General features: G+C 67.6%; 18 protein-coding genes and 1 pseudogene. 9 read left to right on the top strand and 10 right to left on the bottom strand.

From position 1 onward, the window contains the following. Positions 1 to 36 precede the first annotated feature (36 nt). Positions 37 to 1,185, bottom strand: coding sequence for an acyl-CoA dehydrogenase family protein (locus H570_RS0108465; protein WP_027080353.1), 1,149 nt, complete (start codon positions 1,183 to 1,185; stop codon positions 37 to 39). Between the two features lie 240 nt (positions 1,186 to 1,425). Between H570_RS0108465 and H570_RS0108460 the strand changes: the two are divergent. The 3 genes and pseudogenes from H570_RS0108460 to metH form a co-directional block, all read left to right on the top strand. Then, positions 1,426 to 2,352 (top strand): annotated as a pseudogene (locus H570_RS0108460) (ArsR/SmtB family transcription factor); the annotation flags it as partial. Between the two features lie 155 nt (positions 2,353 to 2,507). Further along, positions 2,508 to 3,602 carry a homocysteine S-methyltransferase family protein gene (locus H570_RS0108455; RefSeq protein WP_027080351.1) on the top strand — a complete coding sequence of 365 codons (1,095 nt, stop codon included), beginning with the start codon at positions 2,508 to 2,510 and terminating at the stop codon, positions 3,600 to 3,602. Next, positions 3,599 to 6,412, top strand: a complete 2,814-nt coding sequence (metH, locus tag H570_RS0108450; RefSeq protein ID WP_027080350.1) for a methionine synthase — start codon at positions 3,599 to 3,601, stop codon at positions 6,410 to 6,412. The genes H570_RS0108455 and metH overlap by 4 nt, the downstream gene beginning before the upstream one ends. 102 nt (positions 6,413 to 6,514) lie before the next feature. On the opposite strand, the gene H570_RS0108445 is transcribed toward metH, so the two are convergent. The 8 genes from H570_RS0108445 to H570_RS0108410 all read right to left on the bottom strand — a co-directional run bounded on the left by H570_RS0108445 (position 6,515) and on the right by H570_RS0108410 (position 15,430). Further along, the gene (locus tag H570_RS0108445) at positions 6,515 to 8,200 is read right to left on the bottom strand and encodes a hypothetical protein (protein WP_036135664.1); all 1,686 of its coding nucleotides are present in this window, start codon (positions 8,198 to 8,200) and stop codon (positions 6,515 to 6,517) included. A 19-nt stretch (positions 8,201 to 8,219) separates the two neighbouring features. Further along, the gene (locus H570_RS0108440) at positions 8,220 to 8,840 is read right to left on the bottom strand and encodes a hypothetical protein (RefSeq protein ID WP_156899904.1); all 621 of its coding nucleotides are present in this window, start codon (positions 8,838 to 8,840) and stop codon (positions 8,220 to 8,222) included. Between the two features lie 133 nt (positions 8,841 to 8,973). Continuing rightward, positions 8,974 to 11,094 carry a toll/interleukin-1 receptor domain-containing protein gene (locus tag H570_RS16945; RefSeq protein ID WP_051176242.1) on the bottom strand — a complete coding sequence of 707 codons (2,121 nt, stop codon included), beginning with the start codon at positions 11,092 to 11,094 and terminating at the stop codon, positions 8,974 to 8,976. A 102-nt stretch (positions 11,095 to 11,196) separates the two neighbouring features. Further along, a complete protein-coding gene (locus H570_RS0108430; RefSeq protein WP_027080347.1) occupies positions 11,197 to 11,808 on the bottom strand; it encodes a DUF2058 domain-containing protein in 612 nt (203 codons plus the stop codon). A gap of 144 nt (positions 11,809 to 11,952) precedes the next feature. Beyond that, positions 11,953 to 12,180 carry a SlyX family protein gene (locus H570_RS0108425; RefSeq protein ID WP_027080346.1) on the bottom strand — a complete coding sequence of 76 codons (228 nt, stop codon included), beginning with the start codon at positions 12,178 to 12,180 and terminating at the stop codon, positions 11,953 to 11,955. A 7-nt stretch (positions 12,181 to 12,187) separates the two neighbouring features. Next, on the bottom strand, positions 12,188 to 13,534 hold the full coding sequence (locus tag H570_RS0108420; protein ID WP_027080345.1) for a UDP-glucose dehydrogenase family protein: 1,347 nt from the start codon (positions 13,532 to 13,534) through the stop codon (positions 12,188 to 12,190). 48 nt (positions 13,535 to 13,582) lie between these two features. Then, entirely contained in the window at positions 13,583 to 14,377 is a 795-nt protein-coding gene (locus H570_RS0108415; protein WP_027080344.1) for an FKBP-type peptidyl-prolyl cis-trans isomerase, read from the bottom strand. A gap of 108 nt (positions 14,378 to 14,485) precedes the next feature. Next, positions 14,486 to 15,430 carry an FKBP-type peptidyl-prolyl cis-trans isomerase N-terminal domain-containing protein gene (locus tag H570_RS0108410; RefSeq protein WP_027080343.1) on the bottom strand — a complete coding sequence of 315 codons (945 nt, stop codon included), beginning with the start codon at positions 15,428 to 15,430 and terminating at the stop codon, positions 14,486 to 14,488. A gap of 602 nt (positions 15,431 to 16,032) precedes the next feature. Here H570_RS0108410 and H570_RS0108405 point away from each other — a divergent pair. The 6 genes from H570_RS0108405 (at position 16,033) to H570_RS0108380 (ending at position 20,369) form a co-directional block, all read left to right on the top strand. Beyond that, the gene (locus H570_RS0108405; RefSeq protein ID WP_027080342.1) at positions 16,033 to 16,509 is read left to right on the top strand and encodes a hypothetical protein; all 477 of its coding nucleotides are present in this window, start codon (positions 16,033 to 16,035) and stop codon (positions 16,507 to 16,509) included. Positions 16,510 to 16,512: 3 nt separating this feature from the next. Further along, entirely contained in the window at positions 16,513 to 16,884 is a 372-nt protein-coding gene (locus tag H570_RS0108400) for a GntR family transcriptional regulator (RefSeq protein ID WP_027080341.1), read from the top strand. Continuing rightward, positions 16,881 to 17,759 (top strand): ABC transporter ATP-binding protein, encoded by an 879-nt coding sequence (locus tag H570_RS0108395; RefSeq protein WP_027080340.1) that lies wholly within the window; start codon positions 16,881 to 16,883, stop codon positions 17,757 to 17,759. Before H570_RS0108400 ends, H570_RS0108395 begins: the two co-directional genes overlap by 4 nt. Beyond that, entirely contained in the window at positions 17,756 to 18,808 is a 1,053-nt protein-coding gene (locus tag H570_RS0108390) for a hypothetical protein (RefSeq protein ID WP_245559572.1), read from the top strand. Before H570_RS0108395 ends, H570_RS0108390 begins: the two co-directional genes overlap by 4 nt. Before the next feature lie 68 nt (positions 18,809 to 18,876). Further along, positions 18,877 to 19,722 (top strand): DUF4097 family beta strand repeat-containing protein, encoded by an 846-nt coding sequence (locus H570_RS0108385; RefSeq protein ID WP_036135659.1) that lies wholly within the window; start codon positions 18,877 to 18,879, stop codon positions 19,720 to 19,722. 50 nt (positions 19,723 to 19,772) lie between these two features. Further along, the gene (locus H570_RS0108380; RefSeq protein WP_027080337.1) at positions 19,773 to 20,369 is read left to right on the top strand and encodes a YggN family protein; all 597 of its coding nucleotides are present in this window, start codon (positions 19,773 to 19,775) and stop codon (positions 20,367 to 20,369) included. 15 nt (positions 20,370 to 20,384) lie between these two features. Here H570_RS0108380 and H570_RS0108375 read toward each other — a convergent pair whose 3' ends face one another. Beyond that, positions 20,385 to 21,776, bottom strand: a complete 1,392-nt coding sequence (locus H570_RS0108375; protein ID WP_036135657.1) for a class II fumarate hydratase — start codon at positions 21,774 to 21,776, stop codon at positions 20,385 to 20,387. Positions 21,777 to 21,934: the final 158 nt, after the last annotated feature.

Genomic DNA, 21,934 nt, shown 5'->3' with positions numbered 1-21,934 from the left:
CTGTCCGATCTGGGAATCATGGTCGGCGCGCTCCGCTCAACGCAGCCCGGTCTCGTTGCGGGCGATGACCAGCCGCTGGATCTCGCTGGTGCCCTCGTAGATCTCGGTGATCTTGGCGTCGCGAAAGTAACGCTCGATCGGCATTTCCTTCGAGTAGCCCATGCCGGCGTGGATCTGCACCGCCTGGTGCGCGATCCACATCGCCGCTTCCGAGGCGGTGAGCTTGGCGACCGCGGCTTCGGTGGTGAAACGCTTGCCCTGCCCCTTCAGCCACGCCGCGCGCACGGTCAGCAGCAGCGCCGCGTCGAGCTTGCACTTCATGTCGGCGATCTTGGCCTGGATCATCTGGAACGCGCCGATCGGCTGGCCGAACGCCTTGCGCTCGCGCACGTACTCCAGGCTGGCCTCGTACGCGGCGCGGGCGATGCCGACGGCCTGGGACGCGATGCCGATGCGGCCGGCGTCAAGCACGCCCATCGCGATCTTGAAGCCCTGGCCTTCCTCGCCCAGCACTTCGTCGGCACTGACCACGTAATCGGTGAATTCGATCTCGCAGGTGGCCGATGCACGGATGCCGAGCTTGGGCTCGGTCTTGCCGCGGTGGAACCCGTCGCGCGCGGTGTCGATCATGAACGCGGTGATGCCGCGCGCGCCCTTGTCCGGGTCGGTCATTGCGAACAGCACGATGTACTTCGCCACCGGGCCGGACGTGATCCAGCTCTTCTTGCCGTTGACCACGAAGCTGCCGTCGGCCTGTTTCACCGCGCGGCAGCGCATCGCCGTGGCGTCGGAGCCGGACTGCGGCTCGGTCAGCGCGAATGCGCCGATTTCCTTGCCCTCGGCGATCTCGCGCACGTACTTCTGCTTCTGCGCCTCAGTGCCGTGGGTCAGGATGCCGTTGCAGAACAGCGAGTTGTTGACCGACATGATGGTCGAATGCGCGGCGTCCGCAGCGGCGATCTCGACCATCGCCAGCACATAGGCCACCGGGTCCATGCCGGCGCCGCCGTACTCGGCCGGGACCTCGATGCCCATCAGGCCGTTCTCGCCCAGCAGGCGGATGTTCTCGAGCGGGAATTCGCCGCTCCGGTCGAAGTGTTCGGCGCTCGGCCCGACCTTTTCCTGCGCGATGCGCCGCGCAACGTCCTGGATCATCAACTGCTCTTCGGTGAACCCAAAATCCACGTTGCGCGCTCCGCGATGAAGTCAGATGCGGAATTGTAGCCGGGGGGCGCGCGGAACCGAAGGGAACACCCTGGCCGCCCGCCGAAGGCATGGCCGTCCGCGGGCTCGATCCCGTACCCGCCTGGCACGCTCCGCCGGCGTGTCGCAGTGCGCAGGCCCTCGGGGCAACGCCCGGCACTTGCTTGACCTTCCCGCGCGCACGGAGGACACTTATCTCTGTATCGCGATAGGAAGATATTTATGGATCTCGAAGGCTGGTCGAGCCGCCTGAAGGTGCTCGCCGACTCGACCCGCGTGCGCCTGCTGACGCTGCTGGAGGGCGAGGAGCTGACCGTGGCCGAGCTTTCGGCCATCACCCAGCTGGCCCAGCCGCGCGTGTCCACGCACCTGGCCAAACTCAAGGAAGCCGGTCTGGTGCGCGACCGCCGCTCAGGCGTGTCGGCCTACTACCGCTTCGACGAGGCAACCCTCGACCCGGCGCAGCGCAGCCTGTGGCAGGCGCTGAGCGCCGGCAGCGACGACCCGCTGCTGCGCCAGGACGCCGAACGCGTCGCCGGCGTGCTGGCGATGCGCGCGGCCGACCAGAACTGGGCCGACTCGGTCGCCGGCGACATGGAGCGCCACTATTCGCCCGGCCGCACCTGGGAAGCGCTGGCGCGCTCGGTGCTGCCGCTGTTCGAGACCGGCGACGTGCTCGACATCGCCTCCGGCGACGGCGTGCTGGCCGAGCTGCTGGCACCGCACGCGCATCGCTACGTCTGCATCGACAGCAGCAAGCGCGTGGTCTCCGCCGCTGCCGAACGGCTGCGCCAGTACCGCAACGTCGAGGTGCGCGAGGCCGACATGCACGCCCTGCCCTTCGAAGCCGGCAGCTTCGACCTGGTGGTGCTGATGCACGCACTGACCTATGCCGCCAAGCCGGCGCAAGCCGTCGCCGAAGCGTCGCGCGTACTGCGCCCCGGCGGCCGCCTGCTGCTGTCCAGCCTGGCGCGCCACGAGCACCGCAGCGTGGTCGAGGCCTATGGCCACGCCAACCTCGGCTTCACGGAAAAGGAGCTGCGGCGCTTCGCGGAGAAGGCTGGCCTCGCCCTGCAGACTGCGGAAACGGTGACGCGCGAAAAGCGCCCGCCGCATTTCGAGGTGATTTCACTGATCGCGAAAAAGCCGTGACGGCATCCTTCGCCAGCACGGCATTCAAAGCCCTCCCCTTCGAGGGGAGGGTTGGGTGGGGATGGGTTTCCCGTCCGCCCCGATCAAACCCATCCCCATCCCGGCCTTCCCCTTGAAGGGGAAGGAGGCAAGCAAGGCTTCGGAGTGAAACGATGAAACAACTTCCATGGCTGCAGCCGGAGCGCGTCGCCGCGCTTGAATCCGCGCTGGCCGAACGCATTCTCGTGATCGACGGTGCGATGGGCACCATGATCCAGCGCCACCGCCTCGAGGAAGCCGACTACCGTGGCGAACGCTTCGCCGAAGGCTTCGACAGCCGCTTGCCTGCGCAGGCGCATGACCACGGCCCGCGCTGTGGCCATGACCTCAAGGGCAACAACGACCTGTTGCTGCTGAGCAAGCCCGAAGTGATCGCCCAGGTGCATGCCGAGTACCTGGATGCCGGCGCCGACCTGGTCGAGACCAACACCTTCAACGCCACCGCGATCAGCCAGGCCGACTACCACCTGCAGCACCTTGTCTACGAACTCAACAAGGAAGGCGCGCGCGTCGCCCGCGCCTGCTGCGACGCTGCCGAAGCCAGGACGCCCGACAAGCCGCGTTTCGTGATCGGCGTGCTCGGCCCGACCAGTCGCACCGCTTCGATCAGCCCCGATGTCAACGACCCGGGCTTCCGCAACACCAGCTTCGACGCCCTGCGCGAAACCTATCGCGAGGCGATCGAGGGCCTGGTCGATGGTGGCGCAAACCTGCTGATGGTCGAGACGATCTTCGACACGCTCAACGCCAAGGCCGCGCTGTTCGCGATCGAGGAAGTGTTCGAAGCGCGCGGCGGGCGCCTGCCGGTGATGATCTCCGGCACCATCACCGACGCTTCGGGACGCACCCTGTCCGGGCAGACGGCCGAAGCGTTCTACGCCTCGATCTCGCATGGCCGGCCGCTGTCGGTGGGGCTCAACTGCGCGCTGGGCGCGAAGGACCTGCGTCCGCACGTCGAGACGCTGGCGCGGATCGCAGAGGGCTACGTCAGCGCCCATCCCAACGCCGGCCTGCCGAACGCGTTTGCCGAGTACGACGAAACACCCGAGGAGATGGCCGCGACGTTGAAGGAATTCGCGGAATCCGGCCTGCTCAACTTCGTCGGCGGCTGCTGCGGCACCACGCCGGACCATATCCGCGCCATCGCCGAAGCCGTTGCCGGCATCACGCCCCGGCGGTTGCCGCGAACGCTGGAGGAAGCAGCATGAGCGCCGCACCGCGCCATACCCGGCTGTCCGGCCTCGAACCGCTGGTCATCACCCCCGAACTGCTGTTCGTCAACGTCGGCGAACGCACCAATGTCACCGGCAGCGCGCAGTTCAAGAAGCTGATCAAGGAAGACCGATTAGAAGAAGCCGTCGAGGTGGCGCGCCAGCAGGTCGCCAACGGCGCGCAGATCCTCGACGTCAACATGGACGAGGGCATGATCGACTCCGAGAAGGCGATGGTGCGCTTCCTCACCCTGATCGCCTCCGAGCCGGACATCGCCCGCATCCCGGTGATGGTGGACTCGTCGAAGTGGAGCGTGATCGAGGCCGGCCTCAAGTGCCTGCAGGGCAAGGGCGTGGTCAACTCGATCTCGATGAAGGAAGGCGAAGCGGCGTTCATCGAGCACGCGCAGAAAATCTTGCGCTACGGCGCCGCGGCCGTGGTCATGGCGTTCGACGAGCAGGGCCAGGCCGACACCTGCGAGCGCAAGGTCGAGATCTGCACCCGCGCCTACCGGATCCTGGTCGACGAGGTGGGCTTCCCGCCCGAGGACATCATCTTCGACCCCAACATCTTCGCCATCGCCACCGGCATGGAGGAGCACAACAACTACGCTGTCGATTTCATCGAGGCCGCGCGCATCATCCGCAAGACCCTGCCGCACTGCCATATCTCCGGCGGCGTCTCGAATGTTTCGTTCTCGTTCCGCGGCAACGAGGTGGTGCGCCAGGCGATCCACTCGGTGTTCCTGTACCACGCGATCAGCGCCGGCATGGACATGGGCATCGTCAACGCCGGCGCGATGCCGATCTACGACGAACTCGACCCGGAACTGCGCGAGCACGTCGAGGACGTGATCCTCAACCGCCGCGCCGACGCCACCGAGCGGCTGCTGGCGCTGGCCGAACGCTACAAGGGCAAGAAGGGCCAGTCGCAGGCCGAAGACCTGTCGTGGCGCGAGAAGGACGTGCGCGCGCGCCTGAGCCACGCGCTGGTGCATGGCATCGACCAGTACGTCGAGGGCGACACCGAAGAAGCGCGGCTGCAGTCCGAGCGTCCGCTCGACGTGATCGAAGGCCCGCTGATGGACGGCATGAACGTGGTCGGCGACCTGTTCGGCGCCGGCAAGATGTTCCTGCCGCAGGTGGTCAAGTCGGCACGGGTGATGAAGAAGGCCGTCGCCTACCTGCTGCCCTTCATCGAAGCCGAGAAGGTGCGCACGGGCGATGTCGGCAAGTCCAACGGCAAGATCGTGATGGCCACCGTCAAGGGCGACGTGCACGACATCGGCAAGAACATCGTCGGCGTGGTCCTGGCCTGCAACAACTTCGACGTGGTCGACCTGGGCGTGATGGTGCCGGCGCAGAAGATCCTCGACGCCGCGATTGCCGAGAACGCCGACATCATCGGCGTCTCCGGGCTGATCACGCCGTCGCTGGAGGAAATGGGCAACGTCGCCCGCGAGATGCAGCGCCGGGGCTTCACCATCCCGCTGCTGATCGGCGGCGCCACCACCTCGCGCGCGCACACCGCGCTGAAAATCGACCCGCACTACAAGTCGGCGACGGTGTGGGTGAAGGACGCCTCGCGCGCGGTCGGCGTGGCGCAGTCGCTGATTTCGAAGGAACTGAAAGGCCCGTTCGTCGCTGCCAACGAAGCCGACTACGCCGAGATCCGCGAGCGCCACCGCAACCGCGGCGACGCCAAGCGGCTGGTATCGCTGGACAAGGCGCGCGCGCAGCGCTTCGACGGCCATTGGGACGAGTACGCGCCGCCGGCGCCGATCAAGCCCGGGATCACCGTCTTCGACGACTACCCGCTGCAGGACCTGGTCGAGATCATCGACTGGACGCCGTTCTTCCAGGCCTGGGAGCTGGCGGGCAAGTTTCCGGCGATCCTCGAGGACGATGTTGTCGGCAAGTCGGCCAGCGAGCTGTACCGCGACGCGCGCGCGATGCTCGACCGGATCATCGCCGAGAAGTGGCTGACGGCGAAGGCCGTGTTCGGGCTGTGGCCGGCGAACGCGGTGGGCGACGACGTCGTCGTTTCCCTTCTCCCTCCGGGAGAAGGTGCCCAAAGGGCGGATGAGGGCACGCACTACCAGACGGCGGGAAGGGATCCGCAAGCTGGAACGTCCTTTCCCTCATCCGTCGCTTCGCGCCACCTTCCCCCGGAGGGCGAAGGAAGAACCGTCACCTTGAATTTCCTCCGCCAGCAGGTCGACAAGCCGGTCGAACGGCCGGACTTCTGCCTGGCCGACTTCATCGCGCCGAAGGACAGCGGCCGGCAGGACTGGATCGGCGCGTTCGCGGTCACCGCGGGGCTCGGGATCGACCCGCACATCGAGCGCTTCCACGCCGACCACGACGATTACAACGCGATCCTGCTCAAGGCGCTGGCCGACCGCCTGGCCGAGGCGCTCGCCGAGCACCTGCACCGGCGCGTGCGCAAGGAATTCTGGGGCTACGCCCCCGACGAATCGCTCGACAACGATGCCCTGATCGCCGAAAAGTACCGCGGCATCCGCCCTGCCCCGGGCTATCCCGCCTGCCCCGAGCACAGCGAGAAGCGCAAGCTGTTCGACATGCTTGGCGCCGAGGACAACGCCGGCATGGAACTGACCGAAGGTTTCGCGATGCTGCCCACCGCGGCGGTGTCCGGCTATTACTTCAGCCATCCGAAGAGCCAGTACTTCGTCGTCGGCCGGGTGTCGAAGGAACAGGTCGCGGACTACGCCCGCCGCAAGGGCGCATCACTGCAGCAGGCCGAACGCTGGCTGGCGTCTAACCTGGACTACGATCCGGAGTAAGGCGGGGATTCGGGATTCGGGATTCGGGGTTGGAGCAGGAGCAAACCATCCTCCGCCTTTTCGAATCCCCAATCCCCAATCCCCAATCCCCAATCCCTGCCCTCAAAGCTTCCCGTGCTCCAGCGGCCGCTCACGGTGCATCAGCGCCCATTCGGCATGCTCGGCCAGCGTGGCTTCGCCCAGTACCTGCAGGATCTCCTGCCGCTGGCGTTGGTCGGTGCACGCATCCAGCGCGTTGCGCGCGTTGCGGTAGATCCGCTGCATGAAACGATACTGCCTGACCAGTTCCTTGTCGGCCTTGCGGAATGCATACGCGGAGCGCACCGCCGCGATGATCGACAGCGTGCCGAGCGCGATCTCCAGGGCGTTGCGCACCGGCAGCGGCAATCGCGGCCACGCCAGCGCGAGCAGCAGGCAGATCCCGATCCCGCTCCACAGGCACGCCGCGCCCAGCACCTGGGTCATGCGCTCCTGCCGGCTGCGCTCCAGGGCACGGCGGGTGTACCAGCCAAGCTCGGCGCCGCCGCTGCCGCTGCCATCGTCCTCGCCCACCCACTCGTCGCAGACGCGCACGACGTCGTCGGGGGCAATCGGCCCGGTGACCTGCAGGCCCGCGAAACGCATGACGTTGCGGATCCAGCCCAGTTCCACGTCCTGCTTCTGCAGGAAGTTGTCGTGGGCGAAGTTCTGGTCGCCGGTCGCGGAGATCCCCGCCCGGCGCCAGAACCATTGCACCCGCAGCCCTTCGGCCAGCGAGCGGTAGTCGATGTACTTGCGATGCCACTCGCGTCGACGCGCAGCCCTGGCCAACAGCAGCCCGGCTGCGAACACGGCAAGGAACAGCCACAGCAGCCATCGCGGATCGGTTGCGTACTGGTACAGCAGCAGCGCGATACCCATGAGCGCAACCATCACATGGGTGACGCGCAGGGCCAGCAGCACGCGACCGCGGAAATGCACCGCCAGCCGGTCGGCCCCCGTGAACAGTTGTTGCACCACGCTGCCGTCGGCGTCCGCGGTGGGTGACTGCATCTCCGGATACTTGCGCAGGTCGCGCGCGAACGATTGCAGGCGATCGAAAATGGTGCGAAAGCCCGCGGGCATGGGCTGGCCGCCGGGACTGCTGCCGCGCGAGGTCAGCCATGCCGGCTGCTCGTCGGGCGCCTGCAGGTTGTCGGGGTGCTGCCGCCGCCCGGCCGGGATGTGGAAGACCAGGCTGTCGTCGTCACTGGCCAGCACCCTGCGCACCCGCGTGCGTGCGTCACCGGCACCGGGCATGGGCTGGCCCAGGTAGTAGCCGACCACTTGCGCGGTGCCCCCGAGTCTCGACGACGGGCGACCGTCCCACAGGGCAAGCAGGAGATGGCAGTGATCGGCCACGTACAGCCCGCAGCGTGCGTACTGCAGGTCGCGCAGCGGGCCGGGTTCGCGCAATGCCTCCGTGCTGGCGTCATCCGGCAGGGGCAGCGGCAACGCTTCGCCGCGGGCCAGCAGGTCGAGGAAGTTCGACCGCTGCGCCTGCCCATGGAAGTCGCCCAGGTAGATGTCGACCGGCAACGGCAGCGGCACCAGCAGCCGCGCGCCCTGGCGCAGCCCCTCTTCGGCAACCAGCTGGTCGCCGCCCTCGGCCAACGGCGAAAGCACCGTAAGTTCAAGGTCCGGATATCCTTCGCGAAGCCGCTTGAACAGCCCTGCAACCTGCCCGCGCAATCCGTCGAGTTCGTCTTCGCGCAGGTCGCGGTGGCTGGTGACGCCGACGATCAGCGGGATGGCGCAGGCATCGTGCATGGCCGCCACCGGTGCGGCGCTACCTGTTGATGATGCGCGGATCGATGCAGACGAGGCGCTGCGTCCGGTCATGCTCGGTCACCAGCACGTTGAGCTTGTAGGCGTACTGGTTCTTGCCCGGCCCGCCCGGATTGTCGTTGATGACCGACACCATCTGCCCGGTGGTGTCGCGGAGCACGTCGTGGAACGGCGGGGTCGCCATCCTTTCGGGACAACCGTCCGTACCGGGCACGCCGATCACCAGCGCGGGCCAGTCCTGCTCGGGCACCCCGGAACCAGTCGGCGCATCGGGCGGCCCCTTCGTGAACATCGCGCTCTTGAAGTGCTTGGGGCTCCAGACGAGCTTGAAGATGAGCAGGCACCTGTCGAAGGAAACGCAGGCGACATCGCCGTCACCGGTGACGTACTTGCCGGCGCGGAATTTGTGCACGGGCTTGCCGCCCTGCTGGGCGGGCGGCACGACAAGCACATCCACGAACACGATCTGGTCCTGGGCAAAACTCTCGAGGGTCCTGTCTTCCGGACACTGGGCTTCGTCGAATCTGGGCATGGCGTGATCCTCATTCGGTTGGGGAATACCGGCTCCCTGGGTTGCGCGGCCTGCCGGCGGCCTTCCGACGGCCGGCAGCTGGAACGACATCGCCACCTTCCCGGGCGGCCTTGCGCGGGATGTCCTCTTTCCAGGTCCTGGCCGGCACCTGCGCTACGCCGTCCAGTCCGTGGCATCCGCGGCCGGCGCAGTGCCGGCCGCGGATGCCGCTTGCATCGCGCCTTCAGCGCCGGAGCGCCACGCCGGCGCGCTCCACACCTGACGGAACCTGCCGGTAGCCTGCGGCGAGCAGGGTCGACTGCAGCCGCCTGGCCTCCGGCTCCCTTTGCACGCCCCGCATGGCATCGGCGAGAACGAACGTCGTCTCGCCATCGATCCGCTGCTCGCGGCCGTGGGCCAGCGCGATGACCTGCCTCCAGTGCGCCTGCTCCGCGCCGGCATCGCCGCGCTTTGCGTCAAGCCGGGCCTGCAGCGCTTCGTTGAAGATCCGGTAGCGCAGCGTCAGCACCTCATGCGACGGGTCCAGCGCGGCTTCCCGCAGTCGCTGCTGCGAAGCCACCAGCACGCCTTCGGCATCCTCCAGGCGATCGGCATCGAGCATCTGCGCCGCCCGCTCGAGCGCAATCTCCTCCTGGACGTCGACGCGCCATTCCCAGGTCACGGAGTCGCGCTGCAACTGTGCGTCCAGCAGCGATGCAGCAGCATCGAGGTGCTGCCGGGCCCGCTCTCCGCGGCCGGAGATGCGCGCGATCTGTGCCAGCATCACGTCCGCCTTCGCGGCCGATTCCTGCCATTCCAGGTTGTCCGGATCGAGCTCGCGCAGTTCGTCGGAGAACTCGAGCGAGCGTGCAAGCTCCTTCCTGGCGCGCTCCACCTCGCCCGCGGCCAGGTGCAGCTTGGCCAGGAAGCGGTGCGCAAGCATCTGCCGCGACTGCAGGATCGAGTCGCGCGGCGCCTTCTTCTGCAGGCGCTCATAGACGGCCAGTTCGGCTTCGCGCTCGGCGACGGCTTGCCCGAGCTGGTGGTTGGCGAAATATGCGGACGACAGCCAGGAATGATCCTGGGCGATGTCGAGCTGCGCCGGCGCGGCGTCATCGGCCAGCATCGCGCGCTTGCGGTCGATGCGCAGGCTCTGCGTGAACTGCGGGATCGCGTCGCCCGCGCGCAGTTGTCCGAACAGCATCGTGCCCAGGTTGGAGTGGGCGCTGCCGACTTCGGTGAGCCAATCGGGGTTCTCGGGATCATGGGCAAGGAGCCTGTTCGCAAGCCGCGCGTACTCGCGGAATGCACGCTCGGCCGCACGGATGTCCCCGTACTGCAGGTCGGTATAGCCATTCCAGAACACGCTCTGGGCGTGGTCGTAGATGCGTTGCGGCCGGTCCGGCTCGCGCAGCAGCAGTTCGGCCGTGGAGGCGCGCGCCCGCGTGAAGGCCGAGCGCGCGGCCTTGATGTCGCCACGGCGGTCGTCGATCTCGCCGATCAGGTGCAGCGCGCGCGCACGCTGCGCCAGCGAATCGGGATCCAGCGACTTGACCGACTGCCGGTCGTAATAGGCCAGCGCGCGCTCGCCAACTGATTCCAGGGCATCCAGCCGCCCCACCGGCTCGAGGCGCTTGCGCAGGTCCACCAGCATGAATTCGATCAGGCTTTCAGCCTGCGCCCGCTGCTCCCGCGCCTCGTCGCGCGCGCGATAGGCAAGCACGGCCAGCGTTCCCAGGACCACCGCGACCGCGATCAACGCCAGCGACAGCCAGGCCATGCGCCGATGGCGCCGCTGTGCGTCGCGCTGCACCAGCTGGTCCAGCGGCAATCCAGTCAGGCCAGCCACGATCTTGTGCACCGCAAGGCGCCAGCCGTCGCCATCCTCGCGCAGGTCGACCGCGACCGGGGTGTTGAAGTCGAGGCCGGCCCCGGTGCTGAAGCGCGCACGCGCGACCGGCGGCAGGCATTCCAGCGACGGACCGTGGCCGTTCGACGACGCCAGCGGCTCGCCGGCCAGGATCACGCAGAACAGCGGCCCCTCTTCGTGCAAGCGGATAAAGGCGCTGATCTCCGCATCCACCCAAGAGGATGCGGCCGAGGATGGCGTGCACAGCACGATCAGCGAACGACTCACCGCCAGCGCGTGTTCCACCTCCGGCCCCAAGCGGCCGCCGGCATTGAGTTCGTCGCGATCGCGGAAGATCGGCAGCAACCGTGCCGGCACCGGCCCGAACGGACCTTCAAGCCCGACCAGGCGCGCCGGGATGCGATAGGCCTCAAGCGCCTTGTGCAAGCGTTCCGCGTCACGACGGTCGTCGTGGCTGTAACTGAGGAAACCCCAGTAGCGGAAGCTGCGATACATGTGCCGTCCTCGCGTGGAGGAAGCTGAATGAAACGCTGGATCCTCCGTCCAACGCGGGACGTTTACCGGAACGGCCAACCGGCGATTGGATGGTCGGGGGCCTTACCAGACCAGGTCGTCGGGTACCTGGAAGCGCGGATCGGCATAGGGATCATCCGCCGCAGGAGCATCGGGATCGACCTTCAGCGCCACGGCAGGCGCGAACACCGCCTCGGCCTCGGCCAGCAGCGCGGCGGTGACCAGCAGGTAGCGGCCATCGAGCTGGACCACGCCAAGCTCGCCGGCATTAAGTGCCTTGAGCTGCGCGGCGTTGACGTGGATGCGCTTGATCTTGCCGCCATAGTCGAAGTGGCGCACGAGGTCGGCGCTGGCGTCGTTGAGCGCCTTGTCCTTGAGCAGCGCGGCGAGCCTGGCCTTGGCTTCTCGGCGCTCGCGTGCCTGCTCCTGTTTGGCGCGCTCGGCGGCCAGCCGCTCGTCCTTCTCGCGCTGGGCGCGGATCGCGTAGGCCTTGGCCAGGTCGATGTCCTCGCGCGTGCCGGGCTTGCGCGGGTTTGTTTTCGGCTTCCCCTTCCCCTGCCCTGCAGGACGCGAGTGCAGCGGCGGCTTGCCATCGCGCCCGCCCGTCCTTCCCTTGTCGTCGCGCGGCGGCTTCGCGGGCTTCGGGGCCGGCTTGAAGCCCAGGCCGAGGAGTTGGTCGCGCAGTGAGTCGGTCATTGGAAGCGGGGATTGGGGGTTCGGGATTGGGGATTCATCAAGGCGGCGTTTGCGAGTCTGGCATGGCACACGACTGGACGGGTGAATTGAAATCCGCCGAGGATCGCGCGCGCTTCCGAATCCCCGATCTCGGATCCCGGCTCCTCAATAGTGCGGTGGCGGCGGCTCTTCCGAAGGATCGGCATAGAACTCGCCGCGCGACTGCTTCAATGCATCGAGCGTGCGACGCAGCACCTCGGCGTTCTCCGCCGCTTCGATGCGCGAGGCGGCAAGCGCGTCGTTGAGTTCGACCAGCGCCTGTTCCTGGAAAGCCAGGCGCGTTTCCAGCTCGACGATGCGTTGCTCGAGTTGTGCGGGCAGTTCGCTGGGCATCGGGCGGTCAGTCGAGGCGGATCGAGCGGCCGCGGCCAATGCCGTAGTAGGCCAGGCCCGCGGCTTCCACGTCTTCGGGTTCGTAGAGGTTGCGGCCGTCGAAGATCACCGCATCGGTGAGCCGCTGCGCCAGCGCGCCGAAATCCGGGCTGCGGAACTGCTTCCATTCCGTGATCACCACCAGCGCTTCGGCGCCGTCGAGGGCATCGTCCGCGCTTTCGCACAGCGCCAGGTCCTCGCGCTCGCCGAAGATGCGACGGGTTTCGTCCATCGCCTCGGGGTCGAAGGCACGCACCGCCGCGCCGGCATCCCAGAGTTGCTGCAGCAGGCGCCGGCTGGATGCCTCGCGCATGTCGTCGGTGTTCGGCTTGAACGCCAGCCCCCACAGGGCAACGGTCCTGCCGCGCAGCGCGGACGCATCGCCGTAATGGCGAAGCATCAGTTCGAACAGATGGCCCTTCTGGCGTTCGTTGACGGACTCCACCGCCTCCAGCAGCGTGGGCGCATGCCCGTGCTGCTGCGATGTGCGCGCCAGCGCCTGCACGTCCTTGGGAAAGCAGGAGCCGCCGTAGCCGGCACCGGGGTAGATGAAGTGCCAGCCGATGCGCGGATCCGAGCCGATGCCCTGGCGCACCATCTCGATGTCGGCGCCGACTTTCTCGGCGATGTTCGCGATCTCGTTCATGAAGCTGATCTTGGTCGCCAGCATCGCGTTGGCGGCGTACTTGGTCAATTCCGCCGAACGCACGTCCATACTGACGATGCGCTCGTGGTTGCGGTTGAACGGCGCATACAGGCGCCGCAGCTTCTCCACCGCCGCCGGGTTGTCGGCGCCGATCACGATGCGGTCCGGACGCATGCAGTCCTCGACCGCCGCGCCTTCCTTCAGGAACTCGGGATTGGACACGACATCGAAATCGACCTGCACGCCACGTTCGGCCAATGACTCCGCGATCGCCGCACGCACCTTGTCGGCGGTGCCCACCGGCACCGTCGACTTGTCGACTACCACCGCCGGCTTGCGCAGGTGGCTGCCGATGGTCTTCGCAACCGCCAGCACGTACTGCAGGTCGGCACTGCCGTCCTCGTCGGGCGGCGTGCCGACAGCGATGAAGATCACCTCGCCGTGCGCGATCGCCTGTCCGGCATCGGTGGTGAAGCGCAACCGCCCGGCGGCATGGTTGGCCTTCACCATGGATTCCAGTCCCGGCTCGTAGATCGGGATGATGCCGTTGTCCAGGCCGTCCACCTTGGCCTGGTCGATGTCGACGCAGACCACGTCGTGACCGACTTCGGCAAGGCAGGTCCCGGTGACGAGTCCGACGTAGCCGGTTCCGAAGATTGCAACGCGCATGCGGTGGTGCTCCTTACTTCTTGATGCTTGATGCCTGGTGCTTGGTAGTTAGTGCTTCGCGTCCGCAGCGTCGGGCTTGACGATGTCGAGCAGCTCGACTTCGAACACCAGCGTCGCATTCGGCGGGATCGGGCCGCCGGGGGTGCCCTGCTCGCCATAGCCGAGCTTGCTCGGGATCCACAGCTTGTACTTGCTGCCGACCGGCATCAGCTGCACGCCCTCGGCCCAGCCCGGCGCGACCTGCTGCAGCGAGAACACGGCCGGCTCGCCGCGATCATGCGAGCTGTCGAATTCCGTGCCGTCGAGCAGTTCGCCCTTGTAATGCACCTTGACCATGGCGTCGGCGGTCGGCTTGGGGCCCTTGCCCTCGGTCAGCACCTGGTACTGCAGGCCGGACTCGGTGGTCTTGACGCCCGGCTTCTTGGCGTTGGCGGCAAGGAAGGCCGCGCCCTCGGTGGCGTTCTTCTTCGCCGCGGCCTCGGCTTCGGCCATCTTCTTTGCCTGCAGGCGCTGGTCGAAGGCCTGGGCAACCTGCTGCGCCTGCTCGTCGGTCAGCAGCACCTTGCCGCCGGACATCACGGTCTTCATCGCCTTGATCACGGTGTCTACATCGACGTCGTCCTTGATCGGTTCCAGCGACTTGCCGACCGACATGCCGACCATGTAGCTCGCCTGCTCCTTCTCGGTCTTCAGCCCGCTGCTCTTGGCGATGTCGTCGTTGCCGGCAGCTGCGGCCTTGTCTTCCTTCTTCGCGTCGTTGTCGATCGGCTTGCAGGCGGCGAAACCGAACGCCAGCGATGCGGCGAGCAGGCTGGCAACGGCGAAACGGGTTGGGGATGTCATGGCAGGGCAACTCCGGGTTGTGCGGCGGATGCCGGCGACAGGCCGGCAAGGGGGATGTGGATCAGGCAGCCAGGGATGGCGGTCAAACTGGCAGCTGGGCTGGTGCGGTCAGAGGATATCGAGCAGTTCGACATCGAACACCAGCGTCGAGTTCGGGCCGATCGCTGGATTGCCCTGCTTGCCGTAGGCCAGATCGGCGGGGATCCAGAAGCGGTACTTGCCGCCGACCGGCATCATCGACACGCCCTCGGTCCAGCCGGCGATCACCTGGTTGAGGCCGAACTCGGCGGGGCCGCCATGCTGCTCGGAGCTGTCGAACACGGTACCGTCGAGCAAGGTGCCGCGATAGTTGACGCGGACCCGGTCGCTGGGCCGCGGATGCGCGCCGGCCCCCTGGCGCAGCACCATGTACTGCAGGCCCGACGGCGTGGTGAACACGCCCTTGACCGACTTGTTCGCGGCGAGGAAACGCTCGCCCTCGGCGGCATTGCGGGTCGCGGCCTCGGCGGCTTCGGCCTGCAGCTTGGCCTGCATGCGCTCGCCGAACGACTTGCGCACGTTGTCGGCCTCGGCGTCGCTGAGCAGGGTCTTGCCCCCGGCCAGCGCCGTGCGCAGCGCCTGCATCACCACCGGCAGGTCGACCTCGTCCTTCAGCGGGGCCAGTGAGCGGCCGATGTCGGCACCGAGCAGCAGCCCCACCTTGTTCTTGTCCACGGCAGGCGGCTGCGTGCCCGGCGGCGTGCCGGCCACCGGCCGACCGCTGCGCGCCGCGACGCGCTGCATCAGCGCCTGCCCGGTTGCGATGGCGTCCTTTTCCTCGATCAGCGGCTCGCCGCCATCCAGGCCGTTGCGCACTGCGCGCTCGAACGATGCCAGGTCAAGGTCGTCCGCGGCCGGCACGAGCGACTTGGCCACGTCCATGCCAACCATGTAGCTGCTCTTCTCGCGCTCGCCCGACAGGACCTGCTTGTCCTGCGCGGTGGCGATGTCGGAGGCCGGCAGGGCGGCCAGTGCAATCAACAGCGCAGCGACGCCGCGCAGCAAGGACTTCATCCGGTACGACTCCTGTACGGCGCCAGCGGGTTGCGGCGCGAAGTCGCCTATTGTCGCGGGCCGGGCCGATGCGGGCAATCGCTGGCTAGTCATGAAGGGATATCCATACAACCCCGCTCCACCGCGGCAACAGGCGGAGTGAGTGCCGCTTGTGGCAACCGGGAAGTTGCCCCGCTTCGACGCCTCATGATGCGGGAGCGATCGGGCACGCGGGCGCAGGCAGACATGTCGCGAAAGCAGGGTGGCAAGACCGCTCGACATCGGCCCGCCCGACGAATGCCGGCGACATCCCGCGACTTCCCCCGTCCGGCCGGAGGTCAACCGGCCATGTCCGCCGGCGCATGACGGACTTCCGGACCGCCGGCAATCCCGCTCCGGAACTCCTGCGCGCATCAATCACGCGGCGGCCCCCCCCTCCCTGGGCGAGCAGCTTGGTCTCAAGACTTCTAACCAATTGATATACAAGTAAATATCATGAATCAAGCCCGCTTTCCGGGACCATGACTTCAGTTGGGTCGGACAGTGATCAAATTTCGTTGACAACGCGTGTCTTGGTGTTATAGTTACATACAACACCGATCACCCAGAGCAGGACGTTCCCCATGAACCGCAAGCTCCACAACTCGATGCTCGGCCTCGGCGCCACCGGCCTGATGCTGGTGTTCGCACTGATCGCCGCCTCCCCCGTGTTGCCCGGCCAGGACGTCTCCACGCCAGTCGCGCTTGCCGCTGACACCACAGCGGCCACGGACCACGCGGACGTGCAGGCCGACGCGCAGGCGAATGCCGAGGCCATCGAGGCCCATGCCCGCAACATCGAAGCGCACGCCCGCCGGCTGGAAAGCGAGCTCGACCGAAGCACCTCGCTCGGCGAAACCATTGCCAGCGCGGTGAGCTTCGCGGCCGTGGTATCCACCGAGGCCGCGCTCAGCGCCGCGTTCGAAGCCACCTCGGACGAAGCCGAGCGCCAGCGCGCCGCGACCAGGGAGAAGCGCCGCCACGCGCGGCAGGTGCGCGGCGCGCTGGCCGTCCCCTATTTCTCGTTCGCGCAGGGCCTGCGCCGCGGCAGCCGGAGCTGAGCCATGAGCGGAATCCAGTGGAATGACGGCGCCCCCATCTATCGCCAGCTCAAGGAGCGCGTCATCGCGATGATGCTCGATGGCGTGCTCAAGCCAGGCGATGCGCTGCCCTCGGTGCGACAGGTGGCCGCCGAATACCAGCTCAACCCGATCACCGTCTCGCGCGCCTATCAGGAGCTCGCGGATGAAGCACTCGTCGAAAAACGCAGAGGCCTGGGCATGTACGTCACCGAAGAGGCATCGAAGAAACTGCTGAGCAACGAACGCGACCGCTTCCTCAAGGAGGAATGGCCGCTGGTCCTCGAACGCATCGCGCGCCTCGGCCTGTCGATGGAAGACCTGTTGAAGCCGGCCTTCGGCGGAGGCGCGGCATGAACGCCGTCGCCACGCACGAACACGTGGTCGCCGCGCGCAACCTGCGCAAGGCCTACAGGACCACCGTCGCACTCGACAACACCAGCTTCAACATCGACAGCGGCAAGATCATCGGCCTGATCGGCCCCAACGGCGCCGGCAAGACCACCGCGCTCAAGGCGATGCTCGGGCTGACCCCGTTCGAGGGCGACCTCAAGGTCCTCGGCCGCGATCCCCGTACCCAGCGCGACGAGCTGATGAACGACGTGTGCTTCATCGCCGACGTCGCGGTGCTGCCGCGCTGGATCCGGGTCAGGGAAGCGATCGACTTCGTCGCCGGCGTGCACCCGCGCTTCGACCGTGCCCGCTGCGAACGCTTCCTGGCCAACACCCAGCTCAAGCCGCGACAGCGGGTGCGCGAGCTGTCCAAGGGCATGATCGTGCAGCTGCACCTGGCGTTGGTGATGGCCATCGACGCGAAGCTGCTGGTGCTCGACGAGCCCACCCTCGGCCTCGACATCCTGTACCGCAAGCAGTTCTACCAGCGCCTGCTGGAGGATTACTTCGACGAGCAGAAGACCATCATCATCACCACCCACCAGGTCGAGGAGGTCGAGCACATCCTGACCGACGTGATGTTCATCCGCGCCGGCAGGATCGTGCTCGACGCGCCGATGGACGCCGTGGGCGAGCGCTTCGTCGAAGTGCTGGTCAACGCCGACCAGGCCGACAACGCACGCACGCTCCAGCCCATCGATGAACGCGCCCTGCCCTTCGGCAAGACCGTGATGCTGTTCGACGGCGTGCCGCGGAGCAGCCTTGCCGCGCTCGGCGAGACCCGCACCCCGGGCCTGGCCGACCTGTTCGTCGCCACCATGAAAGGGACCTACGCATGAACGCCCCCGACATCGACACCGTGCCGCGCACCGCCGCGCCGGTCCATCCCACCCACAAGTTCAAGCTGCTGCTGCAGCGCGAGTTCTGGGAGCACAAGGGCGGGTTCCTGTGGTCGCCGCTGATCGCCGGCGGCATCTCGCTGCTGCTGACGGCGATGATGATCGTGTTCGGCCTGGTCGCCGCGCACCGCGCCGCGGCCAACGGCGACTTCCAGTTCGACGGCATCACCGTCAACGGCCTGGACCTCGCCCAGCTCACCAGCAAGATGGACGCCGGGGACATGGCCGAGTTCGCCCGCGGCATCGACCTGACCCTGTTCCTGAGCTCGTCCTGGCCGTTCATCGTGCTGGCGTTCGTGGTGTTCTTCTACTGCCTCGGCGCGCTGTACGACGAGCGCAAGGACCGCAGCGTGCTGTTCTGGAAGTCGCTGCCGGTGTCCGATGCGCAGACGGTGCTGTCGAAGGTCGCCAGCGCGGTAGTGGTCGCGCCGGTGCTGGCGGTGATCGCCTCGCTGGCCACGATGCTCGCCTTCATGGTGATGCTCAGCATCGTGGTGCTGTTCCACGGCGGCAACCCGTGGACGCTGCTGTGGGGCCCGGCCAGTCCGCTGACGATCGCCGCCAGCAGCCTGGTCTGGATTCCGGTCTACGCGCTGTGGGCGCTGCCGACGGTCGGCTGGCTGCTGCTGTGCTCGGCGTGGTCGCGCAGCAAGCCGTTCCTGTGGGCGCTCATGGTCCCGCTGTTCGCCGGCATCTTCGTCAGCTGGTTCGACCTGATGGAGCTGTTCAAGCTCGACAGCTCGTGGTTCTGGAGCAACGTGGTCGGCCGCCTGCTGCTGGGGACGGTTCCCGCCATGGACCTGGTCTACCGGAACGGCATGGCCGAGCACGCCGGCAACCAGGACATCCAGGGCATCGTCGACAGCCTCTCGCCCGCCAGCCAGCTGGCCAGCCTGGCGACGCCGCAGATCTGGATCGGCGCGGTGGTCGGCGCACTGATGATCTACGGTGCGATCCAGCTGCGCCGCCGGCGCGAACTGGCCGACTGAAACCGGCACACAGGGGCAGCGCCTGCACCACCGGCGCTGCCCCGCCACGAAACCCAGGGAAGCTCTCCATGCACAAGTCGATCATCGGCGCACTCCTGCTCCTTCCGCTGGCCCTCCTTCCGCTGGCCGCGCAGGCATCGGACGACGGCCGCTGCAAGCACAGCCAGCCGCGGCACCTGCAGCTCGACTTCTCCGGCGTGAAGACGGTGGTGTTCGACATCGGCGGCAACGACCTGGACGTGCGTGCCAGCGCTTCATCCACCGGCAAGGTCGACGGACGCGCCTGCGCCTCGGACGAGAAAACGCTTGACCGGCTGGTCCTGACGCAGGAAAGGACGGGCGACCGGCTGCTGGTCCACGCCCGGCGCGAAGGCAATTTCGGCGGCATCTTCTTCGGCAACCACTACGCCTACATGACGCTGCAGGCCAGCTTGCCCGACAGCGTCGCCGTGCAGCTCAGGATGGGGTCCGGCGACGCCAGCGTCGACGGCGCGCGCAGCGCGAGCATCGATACCGGATCGGGCGACGTCCGCGTCTCCCGCATCCGCGGCGAACTCACCGCGGCCATCGGCTCGGGCGACCTGGAAGCAGAAGACATCGGCTCGCTGCACCTGCTGTCGGCGGGCTCGGGCGACGCCACGTTCCGCAACATCCGCGGCGCGTCGAAGATCGGCAGCATCGGCTCCGGCGACCTCGGGATCCGTTCCACCCAGGGGCCGGTGGAAATCGGCTCGGTCGGCTCGGGCGACGTCGATCTCGCGGACATCGGCGGCAGCGTCAGCGTAGGCTCCATCGGCTCCGGCGACATCCAGGCCGACGGCGTGCGCGGCGACCTGGCCGTCCACTCGGCGGGCAGCGGCGACGTCGACCATCGCGGCGTCACCGGCCGCGTCGACCTGCCGCGCAAGCGGTGATCCGTCGCATTCCCTTGCTCCATACCGATGATCCATACCGACAGACGCCCATGAACCGAACCCGCTTGTTCCTTCCCCTGCTCGCCTGCCTCGCCCTGCTGGCGGCCTGCGGTCACGACGCACCCCCGACGGATGCAGCGACCTCGGCGGACGCGCCCGCAACCGTCGTCGGCAAGGTCGTTGGCAAGGCGATGTCCAAGGTCCGCGCGAAGATGGAGTCGGGCAACATCGACCTCGACACCGCGGGCAGGGACGGCGCACCGAAGGCGGCGATCACGCCCCGCGGCGACCTCCTCATCGGCGGCAGGCCGGTGGCCATCGACGACGCGCAGCGCGCGCTGCTGCTCGCGTACCGCGGGGACATCATCGACCTGGCCGTCGCCGGCGCCGACCTCGGCACTAAGGGCGCGGATTTCGGCATGCGCGCCGCCGGCAAGGCCTTGCGCGGGGCGTTTTCCGGCAGCCATGACCAGGTGGAAGCGGAGATCGAGGCCGAAGCCAGCCGGTTCGAGGCGCAGGCCCGCGAGATCTGCAAACACCTCGAGCCGATGCTGGAAACCCAGCAGCGGCTCGCCGCGCAGCTGCCCGAGTTCAGGCCCTACGCGACGATGGACCAGTCCGACATCGACGACTGCCGCAGCGAATGACCCTCGCGGCCCGGGTCATCCGCCCTGGATGCCGCCGCGCGTGAGCGCGGCCGGATCCAGCAGCTTCTTCAGCCGCGCCGCCGGCAGCCCGCTGTCCTCCAGCGCGATGTCGAACACCGGCCGGCCTTCCCTGTAGGCGCGCTTGGCGATCGCCGCAGCCTTCTCGTAGCCGATGATCGGGTTGAGCGCGGTGACCAGGATCGGGTTGCGGTCCAGCGCCGCGGCCACAGTGTCGCGGCGCACCTTCATCCCGGCGATCGTCGTGTCGGCCAGCAGGCGCGAGACGTTGGCCAGCAGGCCGATCGAATCGAGCAGGTTCGACGCGATCAGCGGCAGGGTCACGTTGAGCTGGAAGTTGCCGGTCTGTCCGGCGATCGTGATCGCGGTGTGGTGGCCCATCACCTGGGCGCAGACCATCACCGTCGCCTCCGGCACCACCGGGTTGACCTTGCCGGGCATGATCGAACTGCCCGGCTGCAGCGCCGGCAGCTCCACTTCGCCCAGTCCCGCCAGCGGCCCGGAATTCATCCAGCGCAGGTCATTGGCGATCTTCATCAGCGCCACCGCCAGCGCGCTGAGCTGGCCGGACAGCTCCACCGCGTCGTCCTGCGAGGCCAGGCCTTCGAACTTGTCGGTGGCCGATTCGAACTTCGTCTTCGCCAGCGTCGACAGCGTTCTGGCCATCGCCTTGCCGAAGCGCGGATCGGCGTTGATGCCGGTGCCGATCGCGGTGCCGCCGATCGGCAGCCGACGCAGGCGCTTGAGCGCATCCTCGATCCGCGCCTGCGCCGAGGCCAGCTGCGACGACCACGCACCGAACTCCTGCGCGAACGTCAGCGGCATCGCGTCCATCAGGTGGGTGCGGCCGGTCTTGACCACCTTGCCGAAGGCGCGGGCGCGGCCGTCGATCGTCTTGCGCAGGTGTTTCAGCGCCGGCAGCAGGTCCTCGACCACGGCGAGCTGGGTGCTCACCCGGATCGCGGTCGGGACGACGTCGTTCGAGCTCTGGCCGAGGTTGACATGGTCGTTCGGGTGCACCGCCTTCCTGCCGGCGCGCGTGGCCAGCGTTGCGATCACCTCGTTGGCATTCATGTTGGACGAGGTGCCGGAACCGGTCTGGTAGATGTCGATCGGGAACTGGGCGTCGTGCTCGCCTTCGGCCACCTGCAGCGCCGCGGCGTGGATCGCCCGCGACACGCCCTTGGGCAGCAGGCCGAGTTCGGCATTCACCGACGCCGCGGACGCCTTCACCAGCCCGAGCGCGCGGATGAATCCACGCGGCATCGGACGCCCGGATACCGGGAAGTTCTGCACCGCACGCTGCGTCTGCGCGCCCCAGAGGGCGTCGGCGGGCACCTGCAGTTCGCCCATGCTGTCGTGTTCGATGCGGTAGCGTTGCGTGGCCATGGCGTTCTCCAATGCGATACGCCGAGGATACGCCCGGAGGCATGGACTCCCCGTAGGAGCGCCCCATGGGCGCGACCAATGCCTTCCCGGCAAAGCCCATCGCGCCCACGATGCGCTCCTGCGAAGACATCGGCCATTCCGGCCGCAGTAGAATGCCC

The sequence above is a fragment of the Luteimonas mephitis DSM 12574 genome, assembly GCF_000422305.1.
Classification (GTDB): domain Bacteria; phylum Pseudomonadota; class Gammaproteobacteria; order Xanthomonadales; family Xanthomonadaceae; genus Luteimonas; species Luteimonas mephitis.
Note: the sequence above shows the minus strand (reverse complement) of the source record. Positions and strands in the feature narration are given on the sequence as shown.